Raw genomic sequence first — 21,241 nt, 5'->3', positions numbered from 1 at the left:
GAGGCGCGGCGGTCGGTGCGCGAGGCGGCGGCGGGCGACGAGAGGGCGATGGTGGCTCCTGGGAGGGACGGGCGTGGCTCCAGCAACCTAGGTCGCCTCGGCACCGCGCGCAGCGCGAGCCGGTGAACGTCGCGTGACGATCACCCGACGGGACGAAGGGAGCCGAGCCGCCCCCCTTCGTCGATGGCAGCCCATACGCTGACCGCATGGCCAAGACCCCCGCCGTGATGGTGCCCGCCGGTGACCGCGAGGTCCGCGTCTCCAGCCCCGACCGGGTCATCTACGAGGCGACCGAGCGCGCCCCGGTGATCACCAAGCTGCAGGTGTGCGAGTACTACGCCGCGGTCGGCGAGGCGATGATGCGGCAGATCGGCGGGCGGCCCACGGCGATGGAGCGCTGGCCCGACGGCTGGCGCGAGGGGATGCGGCTGGCGGTCGGCCCGCGTGACAAGGACGCCGACGGCTTCTACCAGAAGCGGCTGCCCCGGGGCGCACCCGACTGGGTCGAGACCGTGGGCATCACCTTCCCGAGCGGGCGCGGTGCCGAGGAGCTGTGCCCGACCGAGCCGGCGGCCCTGGTCTGGGCGGCGCAGATGGGCACGCTGACCTTCCACCCGTGGCCGGTGCGCCGACCGGACGTCGACCACCCCGACGAGCTGCGCATCGACCTCGACCCGCAGCCGGGCACGAGCTTCGCCGACGCGCAGCGCGTCGCCGGAGTCGCGCGCGAGCTCCTCGAGGACCTCGGCATGCGGGGCTACCCGAAGACGAGCGGCAACCGCGGCATCCACGTCTACGTGCGCATCGAGCCGCGCTGGTCCTTCGAGGAACTGCGGCACGCGGCGATCGGCTTCGGTCGCGAGCTCGAGCGGCGTGACGACGGGGTGACGACGGCCTGGTGGAAGGAGGAGCGCGGCGAGCGGATCTTCGTCGACTTCAACCAGAACAACCGCGACCGCACCATCGCCGGTGCGTGGAGCCTGCGCGCCCGCCCGGGTGCACCGGTGAGCACGCCGATGACGTGGGAGCAGCTCGCGCAGGTCACCGACCCGGCCGAGTACAACCTCACGACGGTGACCGACCACCTCGCCGACGGCGACCCGTGGGCCGACATGGACGAGACGGCCCACTCCCTCGAGCCGCTCCTGGAGCTGTGGGAGACCCTGCCCGGCGGCGAGCTGAACTTCCCGCCCGACTACCCGAAGATGCCGGGCGAGCCGCCCCGCGTGCAGCCGAGCAAGAAGGTCGCCGAGCACTGGGACGAGGAGGGCAACCGCGTCGACGGCTAGTCGAGCACCTCACCGAGGTCGTAGGCCGCGGCGCGGTCGATCTGGTCGAGCGTGCACGACTCCGGGTCACGGTCGGGGCGCCAGCGCAGGAACTGCACCGTGTGCCGGAAGCGCCAGCCCTCGAGCTGGTCGAAGGCGACCTCGACGACCCGCTCCGGCCGCAGGGGCACGAAGCTCACGTCCTTGCTCGAGCTGAAGCGCGACCGGTCGGTCTCGGCGTGCTCGACGTTGCCGTCGGCGTCGCGACGCACGAGCGGCTCGAGCTCGTCGACGAGCTCGAGGCGACGCTTCGCGGTGAAGGCGGCGATGCCCCCGACGTTGAAGAGTTGCCCGTCCTGGTACAGCCCGAGCAGGAGCGAGCCGACACCCTGACCGGACTTGTGCACGCGATATCCGGTGACGACGGCCTCGGCGGTTCGCTTGTGCTTGATCTTGAGCATCGTGCGCTTGCCGGGGGAGTAGGGCGAGGCGAGGGCCTTCGCGACGACCCCGTCGAGCCCGGCCCCCTCGAAGCGGGTGAACCAGTCGGTCGCCTCGGCGGCGTCGCGGGTCACCCGCGTGAGGTGCAGCGGTGCTCCCTTCGCCATGCCCTCGAAGAGCGTCTCGAGCCGCTCCCTCCGCTCGACGAAGGGAGCGCCCGTCACGTCCTCGTCGCCGACGGCGAGCAGGTCGAAGGCGATGAACTCGGCCGGCGTCTCCTGCGAGAGCTTGGTGATCCGCGACTCGGCGGGATGGATGCGCTGCCCGAGGGCCTCCCAGTCGAGGCGCTGGGCGCCCGGCTCGCCACTGCGCACGACCACCTCGCCGTCGACGACGGCGCTGCCCGGCAGATGCTCGACGATCGCTGCCACGAGCTCTGGGAAGTAGCGGGTCAGCGGCTTCTTGCCGCGGCTGACGAGCTCGACGTCGTCGCCCTCCTTGCGCACGATGCACCGGAAGCCGTCCCACTTGGGCTCGTAGGAGTAGCCACCCTCCACGGCATCCGGCGCAGGCACATCCGTGACGGCCTTGGCGAGCATCGGGTCGAGCACGAGGTCAGCGGGAAGTGGTGTCACTCACCACATTCTGCCCGCGAGCCACGACATTTGAGACGATGACGCCGTGACTCAACGGACGGTGGCCGAGCGGGCCCTGACCTACGGCGCGGTCGCCGCGGGATCCGCCCTCATGGGCGCCGGTTCCGTGTGGGTCGGGGCGGGCACGTACTTCGCGCGCAAGGTGCTCACCCCGGACCTCGTCCGCCCCGACGACACCCGGATCCACGTCATCCACTCCGACAGCGTGACCCTCTCCGGCACCCCCGACCTGCTCGTCCCCGGCCGCTACGGACTGTGGCTGGACGGCGGTCGCGGCCACGCCCGCATCGGTGGGGTCCTCGAGGTCGACCACCGCCGGCAGCGGGTGCGTCGCGAGCTCCTCGGCGTCGACGAAGGCGTGCTGCAACCCGGGACGGCCCGCTTCAACGGCTACTACTACGGCCGCGACCCTCAGGCCGACCTCGGCCTCGAGACCCAGGACGTCGTCGTGCCCGCGGAGCTCGGGCCGATGCCCGCGTGGGTCGTGCCCGGTGGCAGCGGCGAGCGCTGGGCCGTCCTCGTCCACGGGCGCGGTGCGCGCCGGCACGAGACGCTGCGTGCCATCCCGGCGCTGCACGCCGCCGGCCTGACCTGCCTCGTCCCGAGCTATCGCAACGACGGAGACGCCCCGCGCGGCCCCGACGGCCGCTACAACCTCGGTCTGTCGGAGTGGCGCGACATCGAGGACGCGATCGCCCTCGCGCTGGCCCGCGGCGCCCAGGAGATCGTCCTCGTCGGCTGGTCGATGGGTGGGGCGATCGTCCTGCAGTTCCTCGACCGGTCACCGCTTGCCGCCGAGGTCTCCCGCGCGGTGCTCGACGGGCCGGTCGTCGACTGGGGCGACGTGCTGCGCCACCACGCGGCCCTGCACCGCGTCCCCGCGCCCGTCGGCCACCTGGGGAGCGCCCTCATGGGACAGCACTGGGCCAAGCGCCTCGTCGGGGTTTCCGAGAGCGTCGACGTCGCCCGGACCAACTGGGTCAAGCGGGCCGACGAGCTCTCCCACCCGATGCTGCTCATCCACTCGCGCGACGACGAGTTCGTCCCCGTTGGCCCGAGCGAGGCCCTGGCCGCGGCCCGGCCCGACCTCGTGACCTTCGAGCCCTGGTCGTTGGCGCGCCACTGCAAGGAGTGGAATGTCGACCCGAGGCGGTGGGACGCGGCTGTCGCGGACTTCGTCCGGTAGCTGCCGCTCAGACCAGGCGCCACAGCCCGAGCAGGGTGCCGTCCTCCTCGAGCAGGTGGCGGCACCGCAGGGTGCGGTCGACGGCGGCACCGTCGAGGATGCGCGGGTGGTCGGTGCGGAGCCCACCGACGAGGTGCGGCGTCCACGACAGGGCGAGCTCGTCGACGAGGCCCGCCGTGACCAGGTCTGCGGCGAGAGAGGGTCCCCCTTCGCAGAGCACGTGCGGACCGAAGGCGGTGCGAGCCCGCTCGACGACCGCACCCAGGTCGACCTCCGCGTCGCCGCAGACCCAGGTGGTCTCGTCCTCGGTGGCCCCCGACGACCGGGTCGTCGCGAGGACCACGGAGTCCGTGCCACGGACGGTCTCCGGCCGACGGCCGCTCCTGGAGACGACGACCATCGGCGTGCGTGCCGGCCCGTACTCCTCCGCGCGGACCGTGCCCGCGCCGACGAGCAGGACATCGGCCGCCCGGCGCATGGCCGCGAAGCCACGGTGGTCGGCGGCCGAGTTGATCGACCCGGAGAGGCCGTCGGCGCCCGTCGCCGCACCATCGAGCGTGGCCACGAAGTTGAGCCGGAGCACCGGGTCGCTCGTGGCGTAGAGCCGATCGGTACCCGACTCGTCGAGCTCCTCACCCGGCACCACGTCGAAGGGGGCGTCGTCGGCCATGAGAACCCGCATGCGCTCGAGTCTGCCGCACGACCCGCCCGGCTGACATGATGCGCAGCATGGCCAAGGACAAGAAGTCGGGCAAGAAGGCGACCTCGGGGTCGGCGACCCCTTTCGGCGACGCGCTGCGCGCCGGGCCGGGGACGGACCTGGCGTCGATCGACACGCGGAGCACCCCGGGCTTCAACGGGGACAAGGCCGCCAGTCAGGAGGCCCTCTCGGCCCTGGCCGGCGAGGTGTCGGACCTGCAGGAGCGACTCTTCGCCGAGTCGCGCGCCGGCGGTCAGCGCAGCGTGCTGCTCGTCGTGCAGGGCATGGACACGGCGGGCAAGGGCGGCATCATGCGCCATGTCGTGGGCGCGGTCGACCCTCAGGGTGTCGACATCACGAGCTTCAAGGCGCCGACGGCTGAGGAAAAGAAGCACCCCTTCCTCTGGCGCATCCGCAAGGCGCTGCCCGAGCCGGGGATGATCGGCGTCTTCGACCGCAGCCACTACGAGGACGTGCTCATCGTGCGCGTCCACGACCTCGTCCCACGCGCCCAGTGGAGCCGCCGCTACGGGCAGATCAACACCTTCGAGGAGAGCGTCGCCGACAAGGAGACGACGATCATCAAGGTCATGCTGCACATCAGCAAGGACGAGCAGAAGGAGCGGCTCACCGAGCGGCTCGAGCGCCCCGACAAGCACTGGAAGTTCAACCCCGGTGACATCGACGAGCGCGAGCACTGGGACGCCTACCAGGAGGCCTACCAAGCCGTCATCGACAAGTGCTCGACCGATGTCGCGCCCTGGTACGTCGTGCCGGCCGACCGCAAGTGGTTTGCCCGCCTGGCCGTGATGCAGCTGCTCAAGGAGCACCTCGTGCAGCTCGACCCGCAGTGGCCGAAGGCCGACTTCGACGTCGCCGCCGAGCTGGCCCGGCTCAAGAAGTCCTGACCGCCCCCCTCCGTATTTCCCTAGGGAAATACGGAGGGGGTGCGTATTTCCCTAGGGAAATGACCGCCTGAGCTGACATTTGCCTAGGGAAATGCGCAGGTGCGGGTCAGGCGGTGGCCGTGGCCCGGTCGACGGCGGTGGCGCCGGCCAGCGTCACGAGGCCGGTGTCGAGGGTGCCGAAGCTCTCTCCCTTCGCCCGGCCGAGCCGGGACTCGACGAAGGCCTCGGCCAGGTCGGCGGGGGAGTGCAGCACCATGAGGCTGCCCTGGAGGGTCAGGGCCAGTCGCTCGACGAGCCGGCGGGCGCCGGTGGCGACCTCGACGCCGTCGAGTGCGCCGAGCCCGGCGCAGTCGCGCTCCACCTCGTCGAGCGCCGTGTCGAGGGTCGTCAGCCGGCCGCGGGCGACGGAGGCCTCCTTGAGCAGCGCCATGAGCGACGCCGGCTCGCGACCGATCGCGCGGAGCACGTCGAGCGCGTTGACATTGCCCGAGCCCTCCCAGATCGAGTTGAGCGGCGCCTGCCGGTAGAGCCGGGCCATGCCGTTCTCCTCGACGTAGCCATTGCCCCCGAGGCACTCCAGCGCCTCCGCGACGAAGGGAGAGGTCCGTTTGCAGACCCAGTACTTGCCGACGGCCACGCCGAGGCGGGTCAGCTCGGTCTCGCCCTCGTCGACGGCGTGGGCCAGGCGCATCCCGAGCAGGGACGCCGCCTCCGACTCGAGCGCCAGGTCGGTGAGGACATTGCGCATGAGCGGCTGGTCGACGAGCAGCGCGCCGAAGGCACGACGGTGGCGCGTGTGGTGGACCGCTCGCGTCAGCGCCGCCCGCATCGTGCCGGCCGACCCGAGCACGCAGTCGAGCCGGGTGGCCGAGACCATGTCGATGATCGTGCGGACCCCGCGACCCTCCTCGCCGACGAGCGACCCCCACGTCCCGTCGAGCTCGATCTCGGAGGAGGCATTGGAGCGATCGCCGAGCTTGTCCTTGAGCCGCTGCAGGGCGAAGGGGTTGCGCGTCCCGTCCTCGAGGACCCGCGGGACCAGGAAGCAGCTCGGCGGCGCGTCCTCGGCGGTCTTGGCCAGGACGAGGAAGACATCGCTCATCGGGGCGGAGCAAAACCACTTGTGCCCGGTGAGCCGGTAGGTGTCGCCGGTGAGCGGACCGCCGGGGGTGCGGACGGCAAGCGTGGAGTTGGCCCGCACGTCCGACCCGCCCTGCTTCTCCGTCATCCCCATGCCGGCGATCGCCCCGGCCTTGGTCCCGACCTCGCGCAGCCCGAAGTCGTAGTCGCGGGAGGCGAGCTTGGGGGTCCAGCGTTCGGCGAGCTCGGGCGAGTGGCGAAGGGCGGGGACCGCCGCGTTGGTCATGGTGATCGGGCAGATGTGCCCCGGCTCGACCTGGCTCCACGTGAGGAAGCCCGCGGCGCGGGTGACGTGCGCGCCGCTGCCCTGCGGCCGCGTCCACGGCACGGCCGTGAGGCCGGCCGACGTCGCGTGCCCCATGAGGTCGTGCCAGGCGGGGTCGAACTCGACCTCGTCGATGCGGTGGCCCCAGCGGTCGTGCGTCACGAGGCGGGGGGTGTTGCGATGTGCGCGGTCAGCCAGTTCGGCGGCCCCCGCCGACCCGGCGAGCCGGCCCAGCGCGGCCAGGTCGCTCGTGGCACCGGCGAGGTGCTCCGAGGGGACCCAGCGCTCGACACCTTGTGCGACAACCGGATCGCTCGTGAAGACGTCGTGACCCCCGTAGGGCGGGACCTGGTTGGTGACCTCGTGCGTCGGCATGTCCGCACGATACGGCCAGCCGCGGACGGGGTGACAGCAGCCTTCACCTTCGGTTTGGAATCTGGCCACGCTCTGGGCTACTCTCGCTCAGCGCGGTCAGCAGCGATGCCGACCGCGAGTGCGGATGTAGCTCAGTTGGTAGAGCGCAACCTTGCCAAGGTTGAGGTCGCCGGTTCGAGCCCGGTCATCCGCTCTGACAGCGCCACCCCGGTGGCGCCGTCCACGGGCGATTGGCGCAGCGGTAGCGCGCTTCCTTGACACGGAAGAGGTCACTGGTTCAAACCCAGTATCGCCCACGGGACAGGCCCCGATCTGCTCAAGCGGATCGGGGCCTTCCACGTCCTCGGACGTGTCCTGCCCGCTCGCCGAGGCGGGCGGGCGCCCCCTTCGCGCCCGGCAACCCGCGACACGGCACGCCGGGGTGAGCCGGTTGGGAGAGTTGGGCGTCCATGGGTTAATGTTTCTCCTCGTGCCCCGCGTTACAACGCGACCTGGCGGGGCGTGCGGATGTAGCTCAGTTGGTAGAGCGCAACCTTGCCAAGGTTGAGGTCGCCGGTTCGAGCCCGGTCATCCGCTCAGAAGGTTGAAAGCCACCTTCGGTGGTGGAGTGGCCGAGAGGCGAGGCAACGGCCTGCAAAGCCGTCTACACGGGTTCAAATCCCGTCTCCACCTCGACCATGCAGTCACCTGCATGCACCCGGGCGATTGGCGCAGCGGTAGCGCGCTTCCTTGACACGGAAGAGGTCACTGGTTCAAACCCAGTATCGCCCACCGAGTGTCCCTGCCCGCTGGCGCGGCCAGGGACTTCGTGTTTTCCCGAAGCATGCCCGGTCCGCTGGGGCGGCCCCGCCCCGCCACGGTGGCAGGATGCAGGCATGGCCCTCAAGGACAAGCACCTCGCCGACGGCGAGGAGATCCGGCTCGACCTGCGCACCCACTGGAAGGCCCTCGCGGGGCCGCTCCTGCTCCTGGTCGTCCTCGTCGCCGCGGTCGTCGCCGTCGCGGTGCTCACCCGGGACAGCGACCAGAGCACGTGGATCCTGCTCGCCGTCGCCGTGATCGCCCTCGTGCTCGCCGTCCCCGGTGTCCTGCTGCCCGCGTGGCGGTGGAACTCGACGCGCTACGTCTTCACCAACCGCCGGGTGAGCAACCGCTACGGCCTGCTGATGAAGAAGGGCCGCGACATCCCGCTCTACCGGATCAACGACGTGGCCATCGAGAAGGGGCCGCTCGACCGCGTCCTCGGCTGCGGCACGCTCGTCATCTCCGATGCGACCGACAAGGCTGGGATGGAGCTGCACGACGTGCCGCGGGTCGAGGACGTCCAGGTCGAGCTGCAGAACCTGCTCTTCGCCGCCGATGACGGCAGCGACGACGGCGAGTGGCCGCCCACGGAGCCCCGCCGACGCTGACCGGCTGACGCCGCCGGCGCAACGCGCTACTCGGTGATCCCGAACCTCGCGTGCAGGCGCTTCATCCACCGCGGCGCCCACCAGTTCCACTCGCCGAGGACCGACATGGTCGCCGGGACGAGCAGCATGCGCACGAGGGTCGCGTCGATGACGATCGCCAGCACGAGCGCGACACCGGTCTCCTTGACCGCCAGCACCCGCGCGAGCACGAAGCCGGCGAAGACGATGCACATGAGCAGGGCCGCGCTCGTGATGATCTTCCCTGAGCGCTGCAGGCCGAGCCGGACGGCCTCGTTGGTCGGGTAGCCGCGCTCGTGCAGCTCGACGATGCGCGAGAGCAGGAAGACCTCGTAGTCCATCGACAGCCCGAAGCCGAAGGCAAGGACGAGGACGGGGATCGAGACCTCGACCGCCCCGACCGAGTCGAAGCCGAGCAGGCCCTCGAGGTGCCCGTCCTGGAAGACCCAGACGAGCACCCCGAGCGAGGCCCCGAGCGAGACGATGTTCATCAGGAGGGCCTTGATCGGGACGACGACCGACCCGGTCATGAGGAAGAGCAGGACGAAGGTCGCCAGCACGACGGTGCCGATGGCCAAGGGCGCCGAGTCGGCGATCGTGCCGGTGAAGTCGGCGAGGTCGGCCGCCTGCCCACCGACCCGGGCGTCGAAGGGGGGACGCTCCTGCTGTAGGTGGGTCACGAGGTCGCGCGTCCCCGGCCCGAGCGGACCGTCTTGCGTCCGCAGGTCGATGCTGCGGACGGTCTGACCGTCGATCTTGCCCACGGTGACCACCTCCGCTGACTCGACGCCGGGGAGGTCTCGGGCACCGCCCTTCGCCCAGGCCCGGACTTCGTCCGCGTCCGCCGTCGTCACCACGCGCAGGTCTGACGACGCGAGGAGGGGGTAGTCGCGCCCGAGGTCCTCGAAGAAGGTGCGCTGCTCGTTGTCCGCAGGGAGCAGCTCGATCCCCGAGGAGGTGACCTCCATGCGGGTGGCGGGCAGCGCCATAGCGACGAGCGCGGCGAGGACGAGCCCGACGACGAGCCACGGCGCGCGCTGCACGCCCCCCGCGAGCGACGCGAAGGTGCCGGTGTCCGACGACCGCTCGGTGCGCCCTCGCAGCAGCCGCCGCGCCGCGAGGGCGCAGACGGCCGGGACGAGGGTCACGGCGACGAGCAGGCACAGGACGACCACGGAGACGCCGGCGGCGCCGGCCGCCCGCATGAAGGTCGACGGGAAGAAGAGCAGGCCCGACAGCGCGATGGCCACGGTCACCGCGGAGAAGACGACGGTGCGGCCGGCTCGGTCGACGGTGCGCCCGGTGGCCTCGACGACGAGCTGACGGGAGTCCGGGCCGAGCGGCTGCCCGTCGAGCAGGTCGCGCATCTCCTCGCGGAAGCGGGAGACGACGAGCAGCCCGTAGTCGATGCACAGGCCCAGGCCGAGGACGCTCACGATGTTGACGACCGTCGCGTCGAGGTCGATGACGTGGGAGAAGCCCCAGAGGGAGGCGAGCGCACCGCCGATCGAGGCGATGGCGCCGGCGATGGGGATGCCGGCCGCGAGGAACCCGCCGAAGACGAGGACCATGACGACGAAGGAGATGGGCAGGGCCAGGCCCTCGCCGACCTTCATGTCGGTCTCGACCTGCCCGACCACCTCGTCGACGAGGTCGGCGACGCTCCCGCGCTGGCTGCTCGTGCCCTGGGACCCGAGAGCGACCTCGTCGAGCTGGACCGCGACATCGCGGCGTACCCGCGCGAGCTCCTCGTCGCTCAGGGTGCTGTCGTACTCGACGACCGTGAGGAAGCCCCAGCGTTTGCCCGGCTCGTCGACGACGAGCGGCTCGGCGCGCGGGTCCTTGACCCCTTTGTCGAGCACGAGCGGGTTGACGACGGAGGAGACCCCGCGCATGTCGTGGATGCGGCGGATCGGCTCGGCGACGGCACGACGGACGAAGGGGTCGGTGGCGGGCGACCCCGAGACCATGAGCGTGTCGTTGGCCAGCTCACCACCACCGGCGTCGGTGAGCAGCTCTCGGGCCTCCTGGGCCTCGCCGGGGGTGGTCATGTCTCCGCTGTGCAGCCGGTCGAAGAGGCCCTCGCCCGTGACCCCGCCCAGCGCGAGGGCGAAGAAGCCCGCCACGAGCGCCACCCAGGACCCGACGACGACCCAGGGGTGCCGGGCCGTGCCGGAGCCGAGTCGGTGCAGGAAGGTCCGGCGGTCACGGTGGCTGGTCACCGGGACAGCCTGCCAGCAGGTGGCCGCGGTTGCGCGGTTGCTGCCCGATGATCCCCACGCGTCCCCAGATCCCTTGTGGCGGAAGGGCGCCCGGTCGTCCCAGCGGAGAGGTAGATCACACCGGCAGCGGTCGCGGCACGCGGCGGCCGCTGCCACTCTTGCAGCGCACTTCACCCACCCCGACGGAGGCCGCATGATCCCCTGCACGCTGGCCGACCAGGAGCTGCTGGGCGGTGACGTCATCCGATGGGAGCTCGACGCCGCCACCCTCGCGCGCTGGAGCGGACAACCCCCCGACCCGCGACCGGCGAGCTTCGACCAGCTCGGCCGCCTCCACGAGGACCCGGACGGCGACTCGCCCTGGTCCGCGTGGATCGGTCTGTCGGTGCTGCTGCCGGACGCGACGCCGGAGAGCGTCGCGGCCACGCTCACCGCCTGGGTCCGGCAGCACGAGTCCCTCCGCAGCCGACTGACCCTCGACGCAGAGGGGAGTGAGCAGCGACGCACGCTCCCGCCCGAGGCGGTGGAGGTGGCCGGGACGGCCCTGGGCGAGCACGACCCGCAGGCGCTGCGCGAGCTCCTCATCACGGAGTTCCACTCCCGCTGCCGACCGGGCTGCGCCCCTGCCTTCGCGTTCTTCACGGTCGCGGTCGACGCCGGCCACGTCCTGCACGCCGCCTTCGACCACGTCACCTTCGACGGGTTGTCGGCCTACGCCGGGGTGGGTGCGATCGCGGGGCTGCACACCGCGATCGTCGCCGGCGTGCACGAGCCGCGCACCTCGCCGAGCCACGTCGAGACCACGGCGCTCGAGCGGGCCGTCGCGGACGGGCTGGGTGACGACGACGCCCGACTGCTGCCCTGGAGCGAGTTCCTGTCCGGCGGGTCGGTGCCCGGTGCCCCCGCCGCCTCCGGGATCGCGCCCGACGGCCGCTACGACCACGACCTCGTGCGCCACGACATCTGCGACGGGGAGGTCGCCGCGCGGCTCGACCTGCACTACGCGGCCGAGGGCATCCCGACGGGGATGCTCTGGACGGCCCTGCTCATGCAGGCGATGGGCGACGAGGTGCACGCCATGGTCTCCACGCACGGGCGACCATCGCCACTGTGGAAGGAGTCGGTGGGGTGGTTTGCGGGGGTGGCCCCCTTCGCCCTGTCGATGCCCACGGGTGCCAGCACCCGTGACTGGGTCCTCGCGGCCGTGGAGACGTGGCGGGTGTCAGCCCCCGCCGCAGCTCTCCCGCTCGGCCTCGTCCACCGCCTGCTCGACGTGCCCGTCTGCCCCCCAGGTCGTCATCTCGACGATCGACGGGTCGCGCGTCGACGGTCACGAGTGGTGGCGGACGCTCGGTGCCGGGATCCAGCTCGGCGACGTCCCGCCGAGCAGCCAGACCCACCTGTGGCTGACGATCCTGCCCGAGGGGGTCAGCCTCGTGACCCGCCTGCCGCTGGCGCCGGGCAGCCGGACCTGGCTCGACGGCGTCGCCGCGCGTCTCACCGCTCTCGTCGACGCCGAGAGGGCGGCCCCCTTCGCCCCGCAGGAGCTGACCGCATGATCAAGATGCAGCGCATCACCGACCGCGAGACGATCGGTGGGGAGTACCTCACCATCGTCCCCACGCCCGCCACGGAGCACGCGATCGCCTCGGCGACGCCCGGGGACCGCGAGCCCTCCTACATGCAGGCCGCGCACCTCGACCTGCGGTCCGACACGATCGGCACCGGCGCCCAGGACGACATCTGGCTCGGCTTCACCTACCGGATCCCCGGCCGCCTCGATGCCGATGCGCTGGCGCGGACCATCACGCGGTGGGTGCGCCGGCACGGCGTCATGCGCGGGTGGTTCACCCGGGACGAGCAGCGTCCGACGGGGTGGGCACGGGTCGACCTGGCGCCGGAGGAGATCTCCTTCGAGGCACGGGCCGAAGGGAGCGTCACAGCGGAGGAGGCCAATGCCCGGGTGAGTGACGACTTCCGGGCGGGCTGCAACCCGCTCGGTCGCATCGGGTACTGCTTCCGGGCCGTCGTCGCCGAGGACGAGACGATCCTCTACCTCGGGCTCGACCACAGCTACACCGACGGCTTCTCCTTCTTCCTCATCTTCTTCGAGCTCGACGCGATGTACCGCGAGGAGACCGGCGGCGAGGCGATCGAGCTCCCGCCGGTCGGCGACTTCATGGACTTCGCGCAGCTCGAGCGCCGGCGTCACGAGGACGTCGACCTGACCCACCCCGCGCTCGCCGCCTGGGCCGCCTTCTGGTTCGCGGGCGACGAGGAGCTCGGGCGATTTCCGCTCCCGGTGGGCGCCACCGCGGACGACCCCGTGGAGCTCGAGCGCTACCACGAGGTGCTGCTCACGGGGGAGGAGGCGGCCGGCCTCGACGCCGCCGCCGAGCGGCTCGGCGTGCGCACGACCCAGCTCGTCTACGCCGCGGTCGGACTCGCCGCGCGCGAGCTCGGCGGGGCGCAGACCCTGCGCTTCCTCAACCCGGTGCACACGCGGGACGCCCCGGAGTGGCTGCTTGCCGCCGGGTGGTTCATCAATGTCATGCCCGTGCACGTCGACGTGGCCGAGGGTGACCTCGTCGAGGTGGCCGGCCTGGTGCGCCAGTCCTTCCGCGAGGCGCGCGGTGCCTCGGCCCTGCCCGCGATGAAGGTCTACGACGTCGTCGAGCAGGCCATCGGGGCCAAGCTCTCCCAGGTCGGGGAGCGCTTCATGCTCTCGTACATGGACCTGCGCCACCTCCCCGGCGCGGCGACCTGGGGTGACGCCGACGCGGTGCTGGTCTCCCGAGGGGGTCGGGACAGCAATGTCACCGCGTGGGTCATGCGCGAGGAGTCGGCGATGCACGTGCTCGCGATCCTGCCCGACACCCCGCAGGCGACCGACGGTGTGCAGCGGCTCTTCGCGCGCGCCGGGGAGCACCTGCGCGCGTTGCGGTGACCTCGTCCCGACCGGCGGCGGGTGGTCACCAGGTCTAGGCGAAGCCGAAGGCTCCGGGGCCGCCGTCCTCGAGGACGAGCGAGGCGCGGTTCTGCGGGTCGAGCTCGACCTCACCGCGCTCGACGAAGTCCGCGCCGGGCGCGCGCTCGATGCGCGTCACGGTCGCGGGCGGCACCTCGAAGTCCACGGAGACGATGAGGGCGCGCCGTGTGCGGCGGGCCCCAGACGAAGCCGTCGGAGTCGGTGCGACCCTCGAGCGGCCCCCGGTCGACGATCTCGTACGCGTAGGCGTGCGTCTCGCCCTTCGCCAGTGTCCGGCCGAGCCCGACCTCGAAGACGGCGACGTTGCTCTCCGGGAAGACCCGTCGGCTGATGAGCTCGCAGCCGAGCAGCGGGGTGAACTCGAGGTCGGTCCGAGGTCCCGGCGTCACCGCTCTGCACGTTGAAGACCCGGTCGAGCCCGTCGGCCACAGCGGAGATGCCGCTGTGGCAGCCGGTGTGAGTCAGCCGACGGTCCGCGGAGACGTGGGTGCGCCACACCTGGCTGATGACGCGGTACGTGCCGAGGGCAGAGCGCGTCAGCTGCTGGATCTGCTCGAGCTCGGGTCGACGAGGAGCTGGTCGAGGCCGACCCCCCGGGGCGTGGACCACGCGTGCATGAACTCGGCCTGGGCCTGCGGGCCCAGACGCAGCGCGAGCGCGAGCTGCTGGAGGGTGGCGAGCTGCGGGGTGAGGATCTCGCCGCGCTCGAGCCCGCGGATCGTCCGGACGCTGACCCCGGAGGCCGTGCTCAGCTGGCCCTGGGTCTGTCCGCGCCCAAGGTAGCGGCGGTCCGTCCAGCAACACCACAGGTGACGTCAAGGTTGCCGCCGGATTGCCGGTCCATCGGACTGGCGGGGGCGTAGCCTCGGTCGATGGTCCACCCGCTGATGTTCGACGACGACGACCCGCTGCTGCTGCTCGTGCGCCAGATCGCCCTCGGCTTCCCCGGCGCGGACGAAAAGATCAGCCACGGTCGTCCGGCCTTCTTCACGACGAAGGTCTTCGCCTACTTCGGCGGCTCGATCAAGGTCGATGGCGAGTACGAGCAGCACGAGCACTCGCTCGTCGTGCTCCCGGACGAGGAGGAGGCTCGCGCCCTCCTGCAGGACCCTCGCTGCTATCGCCCCGCCTACCTCGGCCCGAGCGGCTGGGTGGGGCTCGACCTCGACGACGCCACGGACGTGCAGGAGGTCGTCGAGCTCGTCGAGATGTCGTTCCGCCGTACCGCCGGCGTCCGCGACATCGCCAGGCTCGACGCCCGCTGACACCCCCTATCCTCACCGGGTGGAGTTCGCGCACTTCGGGTCGACGACGTGGTCCGACCCCCTCGAGGTCACCCACGACCCGAGCGACCTCGAGCGCGGCTGCTGGGCCGTCGTCGTCACCTTCGAAGGTGAGCTGACGGCCGTCCGCTTCGGTCGCAGGCACGACGGGGGAGTGCCTCCGGGTGATGCGCGCCGCTGGCCGGGCACCACCGGCTGGCGCCCGACCCTGGACAGCAGGGGCTATGTCGATGGGGTCGAGGAGATCCGGCGGCGGATCGCCGCCGGCACCGTCTACCAGGTCAACCTCACGACTCTCCTCGAGACGCCGCTGCCGGAGGAGGCCCACCTGCCCGACCTCGCGGCGGTGCTCGCGGGGGGGCAACCCCGCTCCCTTCGCCGGGGTCGTGCACGTGCCGTCCGCCGGGCTCGACGTCGTCACCGCCTCGCCGGAGCGCTACCTCACCCGTGAGGGCCCACGACTGGTCTCGAGCCCGATCAAGGGCACGGCACCGACGATCGAGGCGATGCTCACCAAGGACGTCGCCGAAAACGTCATGATCGTCGACCTGGTGCGCAACGACCTGCAGCACGTCTGCGAGCCCGGGACGGTCGCCGTCGAGCGGCTGTGCGCCCCGGAGTCGCACCCGGGCCTGGTCCACCTCGTCAGCGACGTCGTCGGGACGCTGCGCCCCGGGATCACGTGGGCCGACGTGCTGTCGGCGACCTTCCCGCCCGGGTCGGTGAGCGGCGCGCCGAAGTCGAGCGCGCTCACCGCCATCGCCGACCTCGAGCCGACCCCGCGGGGCCCGTACTGCGGCGCGATCGGCTGGGTCGACGCGGACCACCCCGCCGGCCCGTGCGGGGAACTCGCCGTGGGCATCCGCTCGTTCTTCGCGACGGTGGACCCCGACGGGGTCCGTCGCCTGCGGTTCGGCACCGGAGCCGGGATCACGTGGGCATCCGATCCCGCAGGGGAGTGGGCCGAGTGCGAGCTCAAGGCCGACGTCCTCGTCGGGCTGGCATCTGGAAGAGTGGTCACATGAGCAACGAGGTCAGGGTGTGGGTCAACGGCGCTCTCGTGGGGACGGACGAGCCGGCACTCGCCGCGCTGGACCACGGCATCACCGTGGGGGACGGCGCCTTCGAGACGTGCAAGATCGTCGACGGTCAGGTCTTCGCCGCCGACCGTCACCTGGCGCGGATGGACCGCACGCTGGCCGGGCTGGGCCTGCCGCCGGTCGACCGGGCACGGCTGCAGCAGGGTGTCGACGCGGTGCTCGCTGCCCGACCGACGATCGGCTTCGGCCGGCTGCGGTACACGATCACCGGGGGGCCGGGGCCGCTCGGCTCCGACCGGGGTGACCAGGGGCAGAGCTACATCGTCACCGCGGCGGAGGTGGCGCCCTATGCCGACACGACGGCCGTGGCGACCGTGCCGTGGACCCGCAACTCGCGGGCCGCGACCGCCGGGCTCAAGACGACCTCCTACGCGGACAACGTCATCGCGCTGGCCCACGCCAAGGCGAAGGGCGGCAGCGAGGCGATCTTCGCCAACGACCGTGACGAGCTGTGCGAGGGGACCGGGAGCAACATCTTCGTCGTCGTCGAGGGGGTGCTGCGCACGCCGCCGCTCGACAGCGCCTGCCTCGCGGGCATCACCCGCGAGCTGACGATCGAGTACGCCCGTGCCGCGGGCATCGACGTCGTCGAGGAGACCCTGCCGATGACCGTGCTCGAGACCGCCGATGAGGCCTTCCTCACGAGCAGCACGCGCGACGTCCAGCCGATCCACGCGATCGACGGCCGCGAGCTGCCGGCCCCCGGACCTCTCACCACCCGGGTGCGTGAGGCCTTCGCGACCGCGTCCGCAGCGGACCTCAACCCCTGAGCGCCGTGGAGACCGCCATGGGGGACGTGGACATCACCGGCGAGGACGCCGGGCGGGGCAAGGATCGGCAGGGCAACCGCCGCTCCTTCCGGGACATCCGGCACGAGCAGCACGCGATCGTGCGCCAGGAGCTGCTCGACCGCTTTGGCGAGAACGGGCGGATCGACGCCCACGAGGACCCGATCCGGTGGCGGCGGACGCTGCGCACCAACCCGGTCATCGGGCCGGTCTACCGGGCCGTCGTCGCGGTCCTCGGCCTGCTGCTCATCATCGCCGGCATCCCCATGGTCCCGCTCGTCGGGCCGGGCTGGGCGGTGATCTTCATCGGTCTCTTCGTGTGGAGCACGGAGTTCATCTGGGCCCGCCGCGTGACGCAGTTCGTCAAGGCCGAGGTCAAGGCCTTCGAGCAGTACACGAGGGCCCTGCCGTGGAAGGCGAAGATCCCGATGCTGCTGCTCTCTGCGGCCTTCGGCTGGTTGTGCTTCTACCTGGCCTTGCTCATCACGGGTGTGCCCGGGTGGACGCCCGACGCCGTCGAAGAGCTCGTCCTGCAGGTGCCCGGTCTCCAGCCGGCCTGATCGCGCGGTCCGGCCACCCTCGCTCCCTGCCGGCCAGCATCGCTCCCTGAGGAGGCCGGCCCCGCGGCCGTCTCCGTTCCCTGAGGAGGCCGCCCCGCGGCCGTCTCCGTTCCCTGAGGAGGCCGCCCCGCGGCCGTCTCGAAGGGACGCCGGCGGACCGATTGGCACCGAAGGGAGAGGGCCGGGTACTCTGCTCAGGTTGCCCGGCCGGGACGCTGGCTCGGGGAGCACCACGGACGTATAGCTCAGTTGGTTAGAGCGTTCGCTTCACACGCGAAAGGTCAGGGGTTCGAGTCCCTTTACGTCCACCACACCAAAGGCCCGAGGTGCTGCGACAGTCAGCCTCTCGGGCCTTCGTCGTCCCCCAGGGCGTCGCAGGTCCCGGACGAGGGCGGCCGTAGACTCGCCGCACCATGGACACCATCCGCTGGGTCGAGCACGGCACCGACAACCAGGCCGAGTGGCACTCCGAGAGCGGGGCCCCGGCCCCCACCGAGGTCGTCGTCGCCGACGACGCGCTGACCGCCGACTCCGCGATGCGCCTGGCCGCGCGCGGCACCGCGATCCTGTGGCGTGGGGACTACCACAACGCCCGCCAGCTGCTGAAGGCCATGGACCGCCGCATCGAGCGCCGCGCCGCGCGCCGTCAGCGCGGTCGAGTGACCTTCGCCCGTCATCGCGCCCAGCGGACCGAGCGCGCGACCCTGCTCGCCCACCTCGTCGTCGAGCTCGACGCCGACCGCGAGCTGGACCTGCGCCGGGCGCCGGACGTGGGCGAGGCCGCCCGCGCGGCCTACGGCGTGGGCGAGGGGCCGATGATCGTCGCCGTGCAAGAGCTCCTCGGTGTCATCGGCGCCCACCAGTGGCAGACGAAGGGGGTGCACGTCCCGGCCCTCGGCGCCACCGTCCACCCGGGCTACGGCGTCTTTTCACCTGTCCGTGGTGAGTACGTCGACCTCGTCGCCCATGCCCCTCTGGCGGACCCTGTCCCGGGCACGGCCTTCGACCTGGGGACGGGGACCGGCGTCCTCGCCGCGGTCCTCGCCCAGCGTGGCGTGGACCGGGTCGTCGCCACGGACATCAACCCTCGCGCCGTCGCCAGCGCCGCGGACAACACCGCTCGGCTTGGTGTCGCCGACCGGGTCAGCGTCGTCGAGGCCGACCTCTACCCGCCGGGCCGTGCCGACCTCGTCGTGTGCAACCCGCCGTGGCTGCCCGGCGAGCCCACCTCGGACCTCGAGGTGGGCATCTACGACCCGGCGTCCGACATGCTGCGACGCTTCCTCGCCGGTCTGGCCGAGCACCTCGAGCCGGGCGGCCAGGGCTGGCTCGTCATCTCCGACATCGCCGAGCGCCTCGGCCTGCGCAGCCGCGACGACCTGCTCGGCTGGGTCGCCGACGCCGGGCTGCAGGTGGTCCAGCGCCTCGACACGGTGCCGCGGCACGGGCGCACCAGTGATGCCCGAGACGCCCTGCACGAGGCACGCCGGGCCGAGGTCACCTCCCTCTGGCAGCTCGCACCGGTGGGCCCCTGAGTCGACCTCAGGGGCGCCAGGTCGGCAGGTAGCCGGGCATCGAGCAGCGCGCCGCGACGGCCAGCCCGCTCAGCGGGAAGGGCCCCTGACGCCCGGACCACCACGCGAGCTCTGCCGGCACGCCATGGGCCACGAGCGCCCGGCGCAGCTCGGCATCGATCTCCGGGGCCCGCGACGACGCGAAGACGACGAACCCGTCACCGGGGACCGGAGGCGGGACGTAGCCGGGACCCCCTTCGGTCGTCGGGGAGGGCCCGACGAAGGAAACCGCGGCGCCCGAGGCCGGGAAGACGTGCCACCGGGACGGGACCATCCGCCGCATCCCGATCGCGGTGGAGATGTCGGTGTACGTGGCGATCGAGGCCGGGTCGATCGAGCCGAAGGGGATCGCCCGCACCGTGCCGAGGTGGCGGCCGATACGCACCCCGTGGGCGTGCAGGTGGAGGAAGGACGACAGCGACCACGCGATCCACCCGAAGGCGACGAGACCGACGAGGGCCGTGGCCACGAGCAGGATGGGCAGCTCGTCCCGGTCCCCGAAGACCACGGCCCCGACGAGCAGCGCGAGGGGGACGGCGCTGAGCAGCACGAGGTCGTAGACCGCGGGCGTGATCCGGTACGAGCGCACCACCGGACCCAGCCAGGCCGGTGCCGAGCTCATGCCGGCCGCCCGGTGAGCGCGCTGACGAGGGCGGGCACGGCGCGGTCGACGTCGGCGGAGCTCGTCGACCGCCCGAGGGACAGGCGCAGCGCCCCGAGGGCAGTGTCGGCGTCGAGCCCCATGGCGAGCAGCGCGGCGCCCGGGGAGTGCACGCCCGCGTGGCAGGCGCTGCCGGTCGACGCTGCGATCTCGGGGACGGTCTCGAGGGCCTCGGCTCCCACGCGACCGGGCAGCGCCACCATGAGGGTGTTGGGCAGGCAGCCCTGCTCGGGCGACACCCGGACCAGCCCCGGCACGGCACGGGCAAGGCTGTGCCACAACGTCTCTCGCAGGGCGATCTGTCGATCGGCCTCGGCGACGAGCAGGCCCGCGGCGAGGTCGGCGGCGACCCCGAGACCGACGATGAGCGCGACATTTTCCGTCCCCGGGCGCAGGCCCCCTTCCTGACCGGCGCCGACGACGACCGGCGCGACGCGGGTGCCTCGCCGCACGAAGAGGGCACCGACCCCCTTCGGTCCGTAGAGCTTGTGCCCGGCGATCGACAGCAGGTCGACGCCGAGGTCCGCGACGTCGACCGGCACCTTGCCGACCGCCTGGGCTGCGTCGGCGTGGACCAGCCCACCGGCGGCGTGGACCCGCTCGGCGAGGTCGGCGACGGGCTGGAGCGCGCCGGTCTCGTTGTGCGCGAGGATCAGCGTGCCGAGCCCGATCGCCCCGGTGGGCAGCTCCTCCAGGCGCACCCGGCACTCGCCGTCGACCGGCAGCTCGTGCACCCGCCAGCCGTGGTGCTCCCGCAGGTGCGCCAGGGGTGCGGCCGTCGCCGGGTGCTCGACGCACGACGTGACGGCCACCCGGGTCGCGAGGTGCCGAGCGGCGCCCCGGATCGCGATGTTGTTGGCCTCGGTGCCGCCAGAGGTGAAGACGATCTCGTCCGGGTGCGCGCAGACGAGGGCGGCGACCTGCTCGCGGGCCCGGTCGAGCGCCGCCCGGGCTCGCCGACCCTGCACCGAGGCGCTCGACGGGTTGCCGAAGTCCTCGGTGAGGTGCGGCCACATCGCCTCGGCGACCTGGCGGGCGATGGGCGTCGTCGCGTTGTGGTCGAGGTACACGGGGTCGGCGGCCATGCCCCCATGATGTCGGGCGGGACCCGGCCGGGGAGGATGGGGCCACCCCGACGAGAGGACCGCGATGCCCCGCTCCCGTGCCTTCGCCCAGGTCGACGTCTTCGGCTCCCGGCCCTACGCCGGCAACCCGCTTGCCGTCGTCCTCGACGCCGAAGGGCTCGACGATGCGGCGCTGCAGGACGTCGCGCGGTGGACCAATTTGTCCGAGACCACCTTCGTCCTCCCGCCGACGACGCCCGAGGCCGACTACCGGGTGCGCATCATGACCCCCGGCGGCGAGCTCCCCTTCGCCGGGCACCCGACGCTCGGGACCGCGCACGCCTGGCTGGCCCACGGCGGCACCCCACGGCAGGCCGACCGCGTCGTCCAGGAGTGCGGCGCCGGTCTCGTCGACGTCCACCGCGCCGGGAGCGAGCTCGCCTTCACCGCACCGCCGCTCGTGCGCACGGGGCCGTTGGACGACGCCGATCTCGACCGGCTCGTCGCGGCTCTGGGGATCACCCGCGCCGACGTCGTCGGACACCAGTGGGTCGACAACGGCCCGGGCTGGGCCGCGGTGCGGCTGCGCTCCGCCGAGCAGGTGCGGGCTCTCAAGCCGGACTGGTCGCGC

Annotated in this window: 21 protein-coding genes and 6 tRNA genes; 18 read left to right on the top strand and 9 right to left on the bottom strand. The window is 72.2% G+C overall.

Annotated elements, in window-relative coordinates; all coding sequences use genetic code 11:
* Window positions 1-206 precede the first annotated feature (206 nt).
* Window positions 207-1,289: a DNA polymerase domain-containing protein gene (locus B277_RS03145; protein WP_007925068.1), complete on the top strand. Its 1,083-nt coding sequence runs from the start codon at window positions 207-209 to the stop codon at window positions 1,287-1,289.
* On the opposite strand, the gene B277_RS03140 is transcribed toward B277_RS03145, so the two are convergent.
* Entirely contained in the window at window positions 1,286-2,344 is a 1,059-nt protein-coding gene (locus tag B277_RS03140; protein WP_083853613.1) for an ATP-dependent DNA ligase, read from the bottom strand. The genes B277_RS03145 and B277_RS03140 overlap by 4 nt on opposite strands.
* 61 nt (window positions 2,345-2,405) lie before the next feature.
* Here B277_RS03140 and B277_RS03135 point away from each other — a divergent pair, with 61 nt between their 5' ends.
* Window positions 2,406-3,551, top strand: a complete 1,146-nt coding sequence (locus B277_RS03135; protein ID WP_007925066.1) for an alpha/beta hydrolase family protein — start codon at window positions 2,406-2,408, stop codon at window positions 3,549-3,551.
* Between the two features lie 7 nt (window positions 3,552-3,558).
* Here B277_RS03135 and B277_RS03130 read toward each other — a convergent pair whose 3' ends face one another.
* Window positions 3,559-4,233 (bottom strand): dihydrofolate reductase family protein, encoded by a 675-nt coding sequence (locus tag B277_RS03130; RefSeq protein ID WP_040880680.1) that lies wholly within the window; start codon window positions 4,231-4,233, stop codon window positions 3,559-3,561.
* A gap of 47 nt (window positions 4,234-4,280) precedes the next feature.
* Between B277_RS03130 and B277_RS03125 the strand changes: the two genes are divergently transcribed.
* Window positions 4,281-5,159, top strand: coding sequence for a polyphosphate kinase 2 family protein (locus B277_RS03125; RefSeq protein ID WP_238148131.1), 879 nt, complete (start codon window positions 4,281-4,283; stop codon window positions 5,157-5,159).
* Window positions 5,160-5,265: 106 nt separating this feature from the next.
* On the opposite strand, the gene B277_RS03120 is transcribed toward B277_RS03125, so the two are convergent.
* Window positions 5,266-6,939, bottom strand: coding sequence for an acyl-CoA dehydrogenase family protein (locus B277_RS03120; protein ID WP_007925063.1), 1,674 nt, complete (start codon window positions 6,937-6,939; stop codon window positions 5,266-5,268).
* A 120-nt stretch (window positions 6,940-7,059) separates the two neighbouring features.
* Between B277_RS03120 and B277_RS03115 the strand changes: the two genes are divergently transcribed.
* From B277_RS03115 to B277_RS03090, 6 genes are all read left to right on the top strand, one after another.
* Window positions 7,060-7,132 (top strand) — tRNA-Gly (locus B277_RS03115).
* A 31-nt stretch (window positions 7,133-7,163) separates the two neighbouring features.
* Window positions 7,164-7,235: transfer RNA gene (locus B277_RS03110), tRNA-Val, on the top strand.
* A gap of 207 nt (window positions 7,236-7,442) precedes the next feature.
* Window positions 7,443-7,515 (top strand) — tRNA-Gly (locus B277_RS03105).
* 25 nt (window positions 7,516-7,540) lie between these two features.
* A tRNA-Cys gene (locus B277_RS03100) sits at window positions 7,541-7,611 on the top strand.
* Between the two features lie 27 nt (window positions 7,612-7,638).
* A tRNA-Val gene (locus tag B277_RS03095) sits at window positions 7,639-7,710 on the top strand.
* Window positions 7,711-7,814: 104 nt separating this feature from the next.
* Complete coding sequence (locus tag B277_RS03090; protein ID WP_007925062.1) at window positions 7,815-8,351, top strand: PH domain-containing protein; 537 nt, start codon at window positions 7,815-7,817, stop codon at window positions 8,349-8,351.
* A 26-nt stretch (window positions 8,352-8,377) separates the two neighbouring features.
* Here B277_RS03090 and B277_RS03085 read toward each other — a convergent pair whose 3' ends face one another.
* Window positions 8,378-10,591 carry an MMPL family transporter gene (locus tag B277_RS03085; RefSeq protein ID WP_007925061.1) on the bottom strand — a complete coding sequence of 738 codons (2,214 nt, stop codon included), beginning with the start codon at window positions 10,589-10,591 and terminating at the stop codon, window positions 8,378-8,380.
* A 193-nt stretch (window positions 10,592-10,784) separates the two neighbouring features.
* Here B277_RS03085 and B277_RS03080 point away from each other — a divergent pair, with 193 nt between their 5' ends.
* Window positions 10,785-13,538 (top strand): condensation domain-containing protein, encoded by a 2,754-nt coding sequence (locus B277_RS03080; protein WP_007925059.1) that lies wholly within the window; start codon window positions 10,785-10,787, stop codon window positions 13,536-13,538.
* Window positions 13,539-13,572: 34 nt separating this feature from the next.
* Here B277_RS03080 and B277_RS19435 read toward each other — a convergent pair whose 3' ends face one another.
* From B277_RS19435 to B277_RS20175, 3 genes are all read right to left on the bottom strand, one after another.
* A complete protein-coding gene (locus B277_RS19435) occupies window positions 13,573-13,698 on the bottom strand; it encodes a hypothetical protein (RefSeq protein WP_272948434.1) in 126 nt (41 codons plus the stop codon).
* The gene (locus B277_RS03075) at window positions 13,649-13,969 is read right to left on the bottom strand and encodes a hypothetical protein (RefSeq protein ID WP_007925056.1); all 321 of its coding nucleotides are present in this window, start codon (window positions 13,967-13,969) and stop codon (window positions 13,649-13,651) included. The genes B277_RS19435 and B277_RS03075 overlap by 50 nt, the downstream gene beginning before the upstream one ends.
* 147 nt (window positions 13,970-14,116) lie before the next feature.
* Complete coding sequence (locus tag B277_RS20175; protein ID WP_420319493.1) at window positions 14,117-14,332, bottom strand: hypothetical protein; 216 nt, start codon at window positions 14,330-14,332, stop codon at window positions 14,117-14,119.
* Window positions 14,333-14,452: 120 nt separating this feature from the next.
* Between B277_RS20175 and B277_RS03070 the strand changes: the two genes are divergently transcribed.
* The 7 genes from B277_RS03070 to B277_RS03045 all read left to right on the top strand — a co-directional run bounded on the left by B277_RS03070 (window position 14,453) and on the right by B277_RS03045 (window position 18,846).
* Window positions 14,453-14,845: an MmcQ/YjbR family DNA-binding protein gene (locus B277_RS03070; RefSeq protein ID WP_040880679.1), complete on the top strand. Its 393-nt coding sequence runs from the start codon at window positions 14,453-14,455 to the stop codon at window positions 14,843-14,845.
* 19 nt (window positions 14,846-14,864) lie between these two features.
* Entirely contained in the window at window positions 14,865-15,314 is a 450-nt protein-coding gene (locus tag B277_RS18730; RefSeq protein ID WP_007925053.1) for a hypothetical protein, read from the top strand.
* A complete protein-coding gene (locus B277_RS18725) occupies window positions 15,256-15,888 on the top strand; it encodes a chorismate-binding protein (RefSeq protein ID WP_007925051.1) in 633 nt (210 codons plus the stop codon). The genes B277_RS18730 and B277_RS18725 overlap by 59 nt, the downstream gene beginning before the upstream one ends.
* Complete coding sequence (locus B277_RS03060) at window positions 15,885-16,733, top strand: aminotransferase class IV (protein WP_007925049.1); 849 nt, start codon at window positions 15,885-15,887, stop codon at window positions 16,731-16,733. Before B277_RS18725 ends, B277_RS03060 begins: the two co-directional genes overlap by 4 nt.
* A 17-nt stretch (window positions 16,734-16,750) precedes the next feature.
* On the top strand, window positions 16,751-17,311 hold the full coding sequence (locus B277_RS03055) for a PGPGW domain-containing protein (protein WP_007925047.1): 561 nt from the start codon (window positions 16,751-16,753) through the stop codon (window positions 17,309-17,311).
* Window positions 17,312-17,545: 234 nt separating this feature from the next.
* Window positions 17,546-17,622: transfer RNA gene (locus tag B277_RS03050), tRNA-Val, on the top strand.
* Between the two features lie 102 nt (window positions 17,623-17,724).
* Window positions 17,725-18,846: a methyltransferase gene (locus B277_RS03045; RefSeq protein ID WP_007925045.1), complete on the top strand. Its 1,122-nt coding sequence runs from the start codon at window positions 17,725-17,727 to the stop codon at window positions 18,844-18,846.
* 7 nt (window positions 18,847-18,853) lie between these two features.
* Here B277_RS03045 and B277_RS03040 read toward each other — a convergent pair whose 3' ends face one another.
* Together B277_RS03040 and B277_RS03035 are read right to left on the bottom strand one after the other, a co-directional pair.
* The gene (locus tag B277_RS03040) at window positions 18,854-19,507 is read right to left on the bottom strand and encodes a hypothetical protein (protein WP_007925043.1); all 654 of its coding nucleotides are present in this window, start codon (window positions 19,505-19,507) and stop codon (window positions 18,854-18,856) included.
* Entirely contained in the window at window positions 19,504-20,631 is a 1,128-nt protein-coding gene (locus tag B277_RS03035; protein ID WP_007925041.1) for a cysteine desulfurase family protein, read from the bottom strand. Before B277_RS03035 ends, B277_RS03040 begins: the two co-directional genes overlap by 4 nt.
* A 64-nt stretch (window positions 20,632-20,695) precedes the next feature.
* Between B277_RS03035 and B277_RS03030 the strand changes: the two genes are divergently transcribed.
* The coding region (locus tag B277_RS03030) for a PhzF family phenazine biosynthesis protein (protein ID WP_007925039.1) at window positions 20,696-21,241 on the top strand (546 nt) is incomplete at its 3' end.

The organism is Janibacter hoylei PVAS-1 (genome assembly GCF_000297495.1).
Taxonomy (GTDB): domain Bacteria; phylum Actinomycetota; class Actinomycetes; order Actinomycetales; family Dermatophilaceae; genus Janibacter; species Janibacter hoylei.
This window is presented reverse-complemented; position numbering and strand designations above follow the sequence as displayed.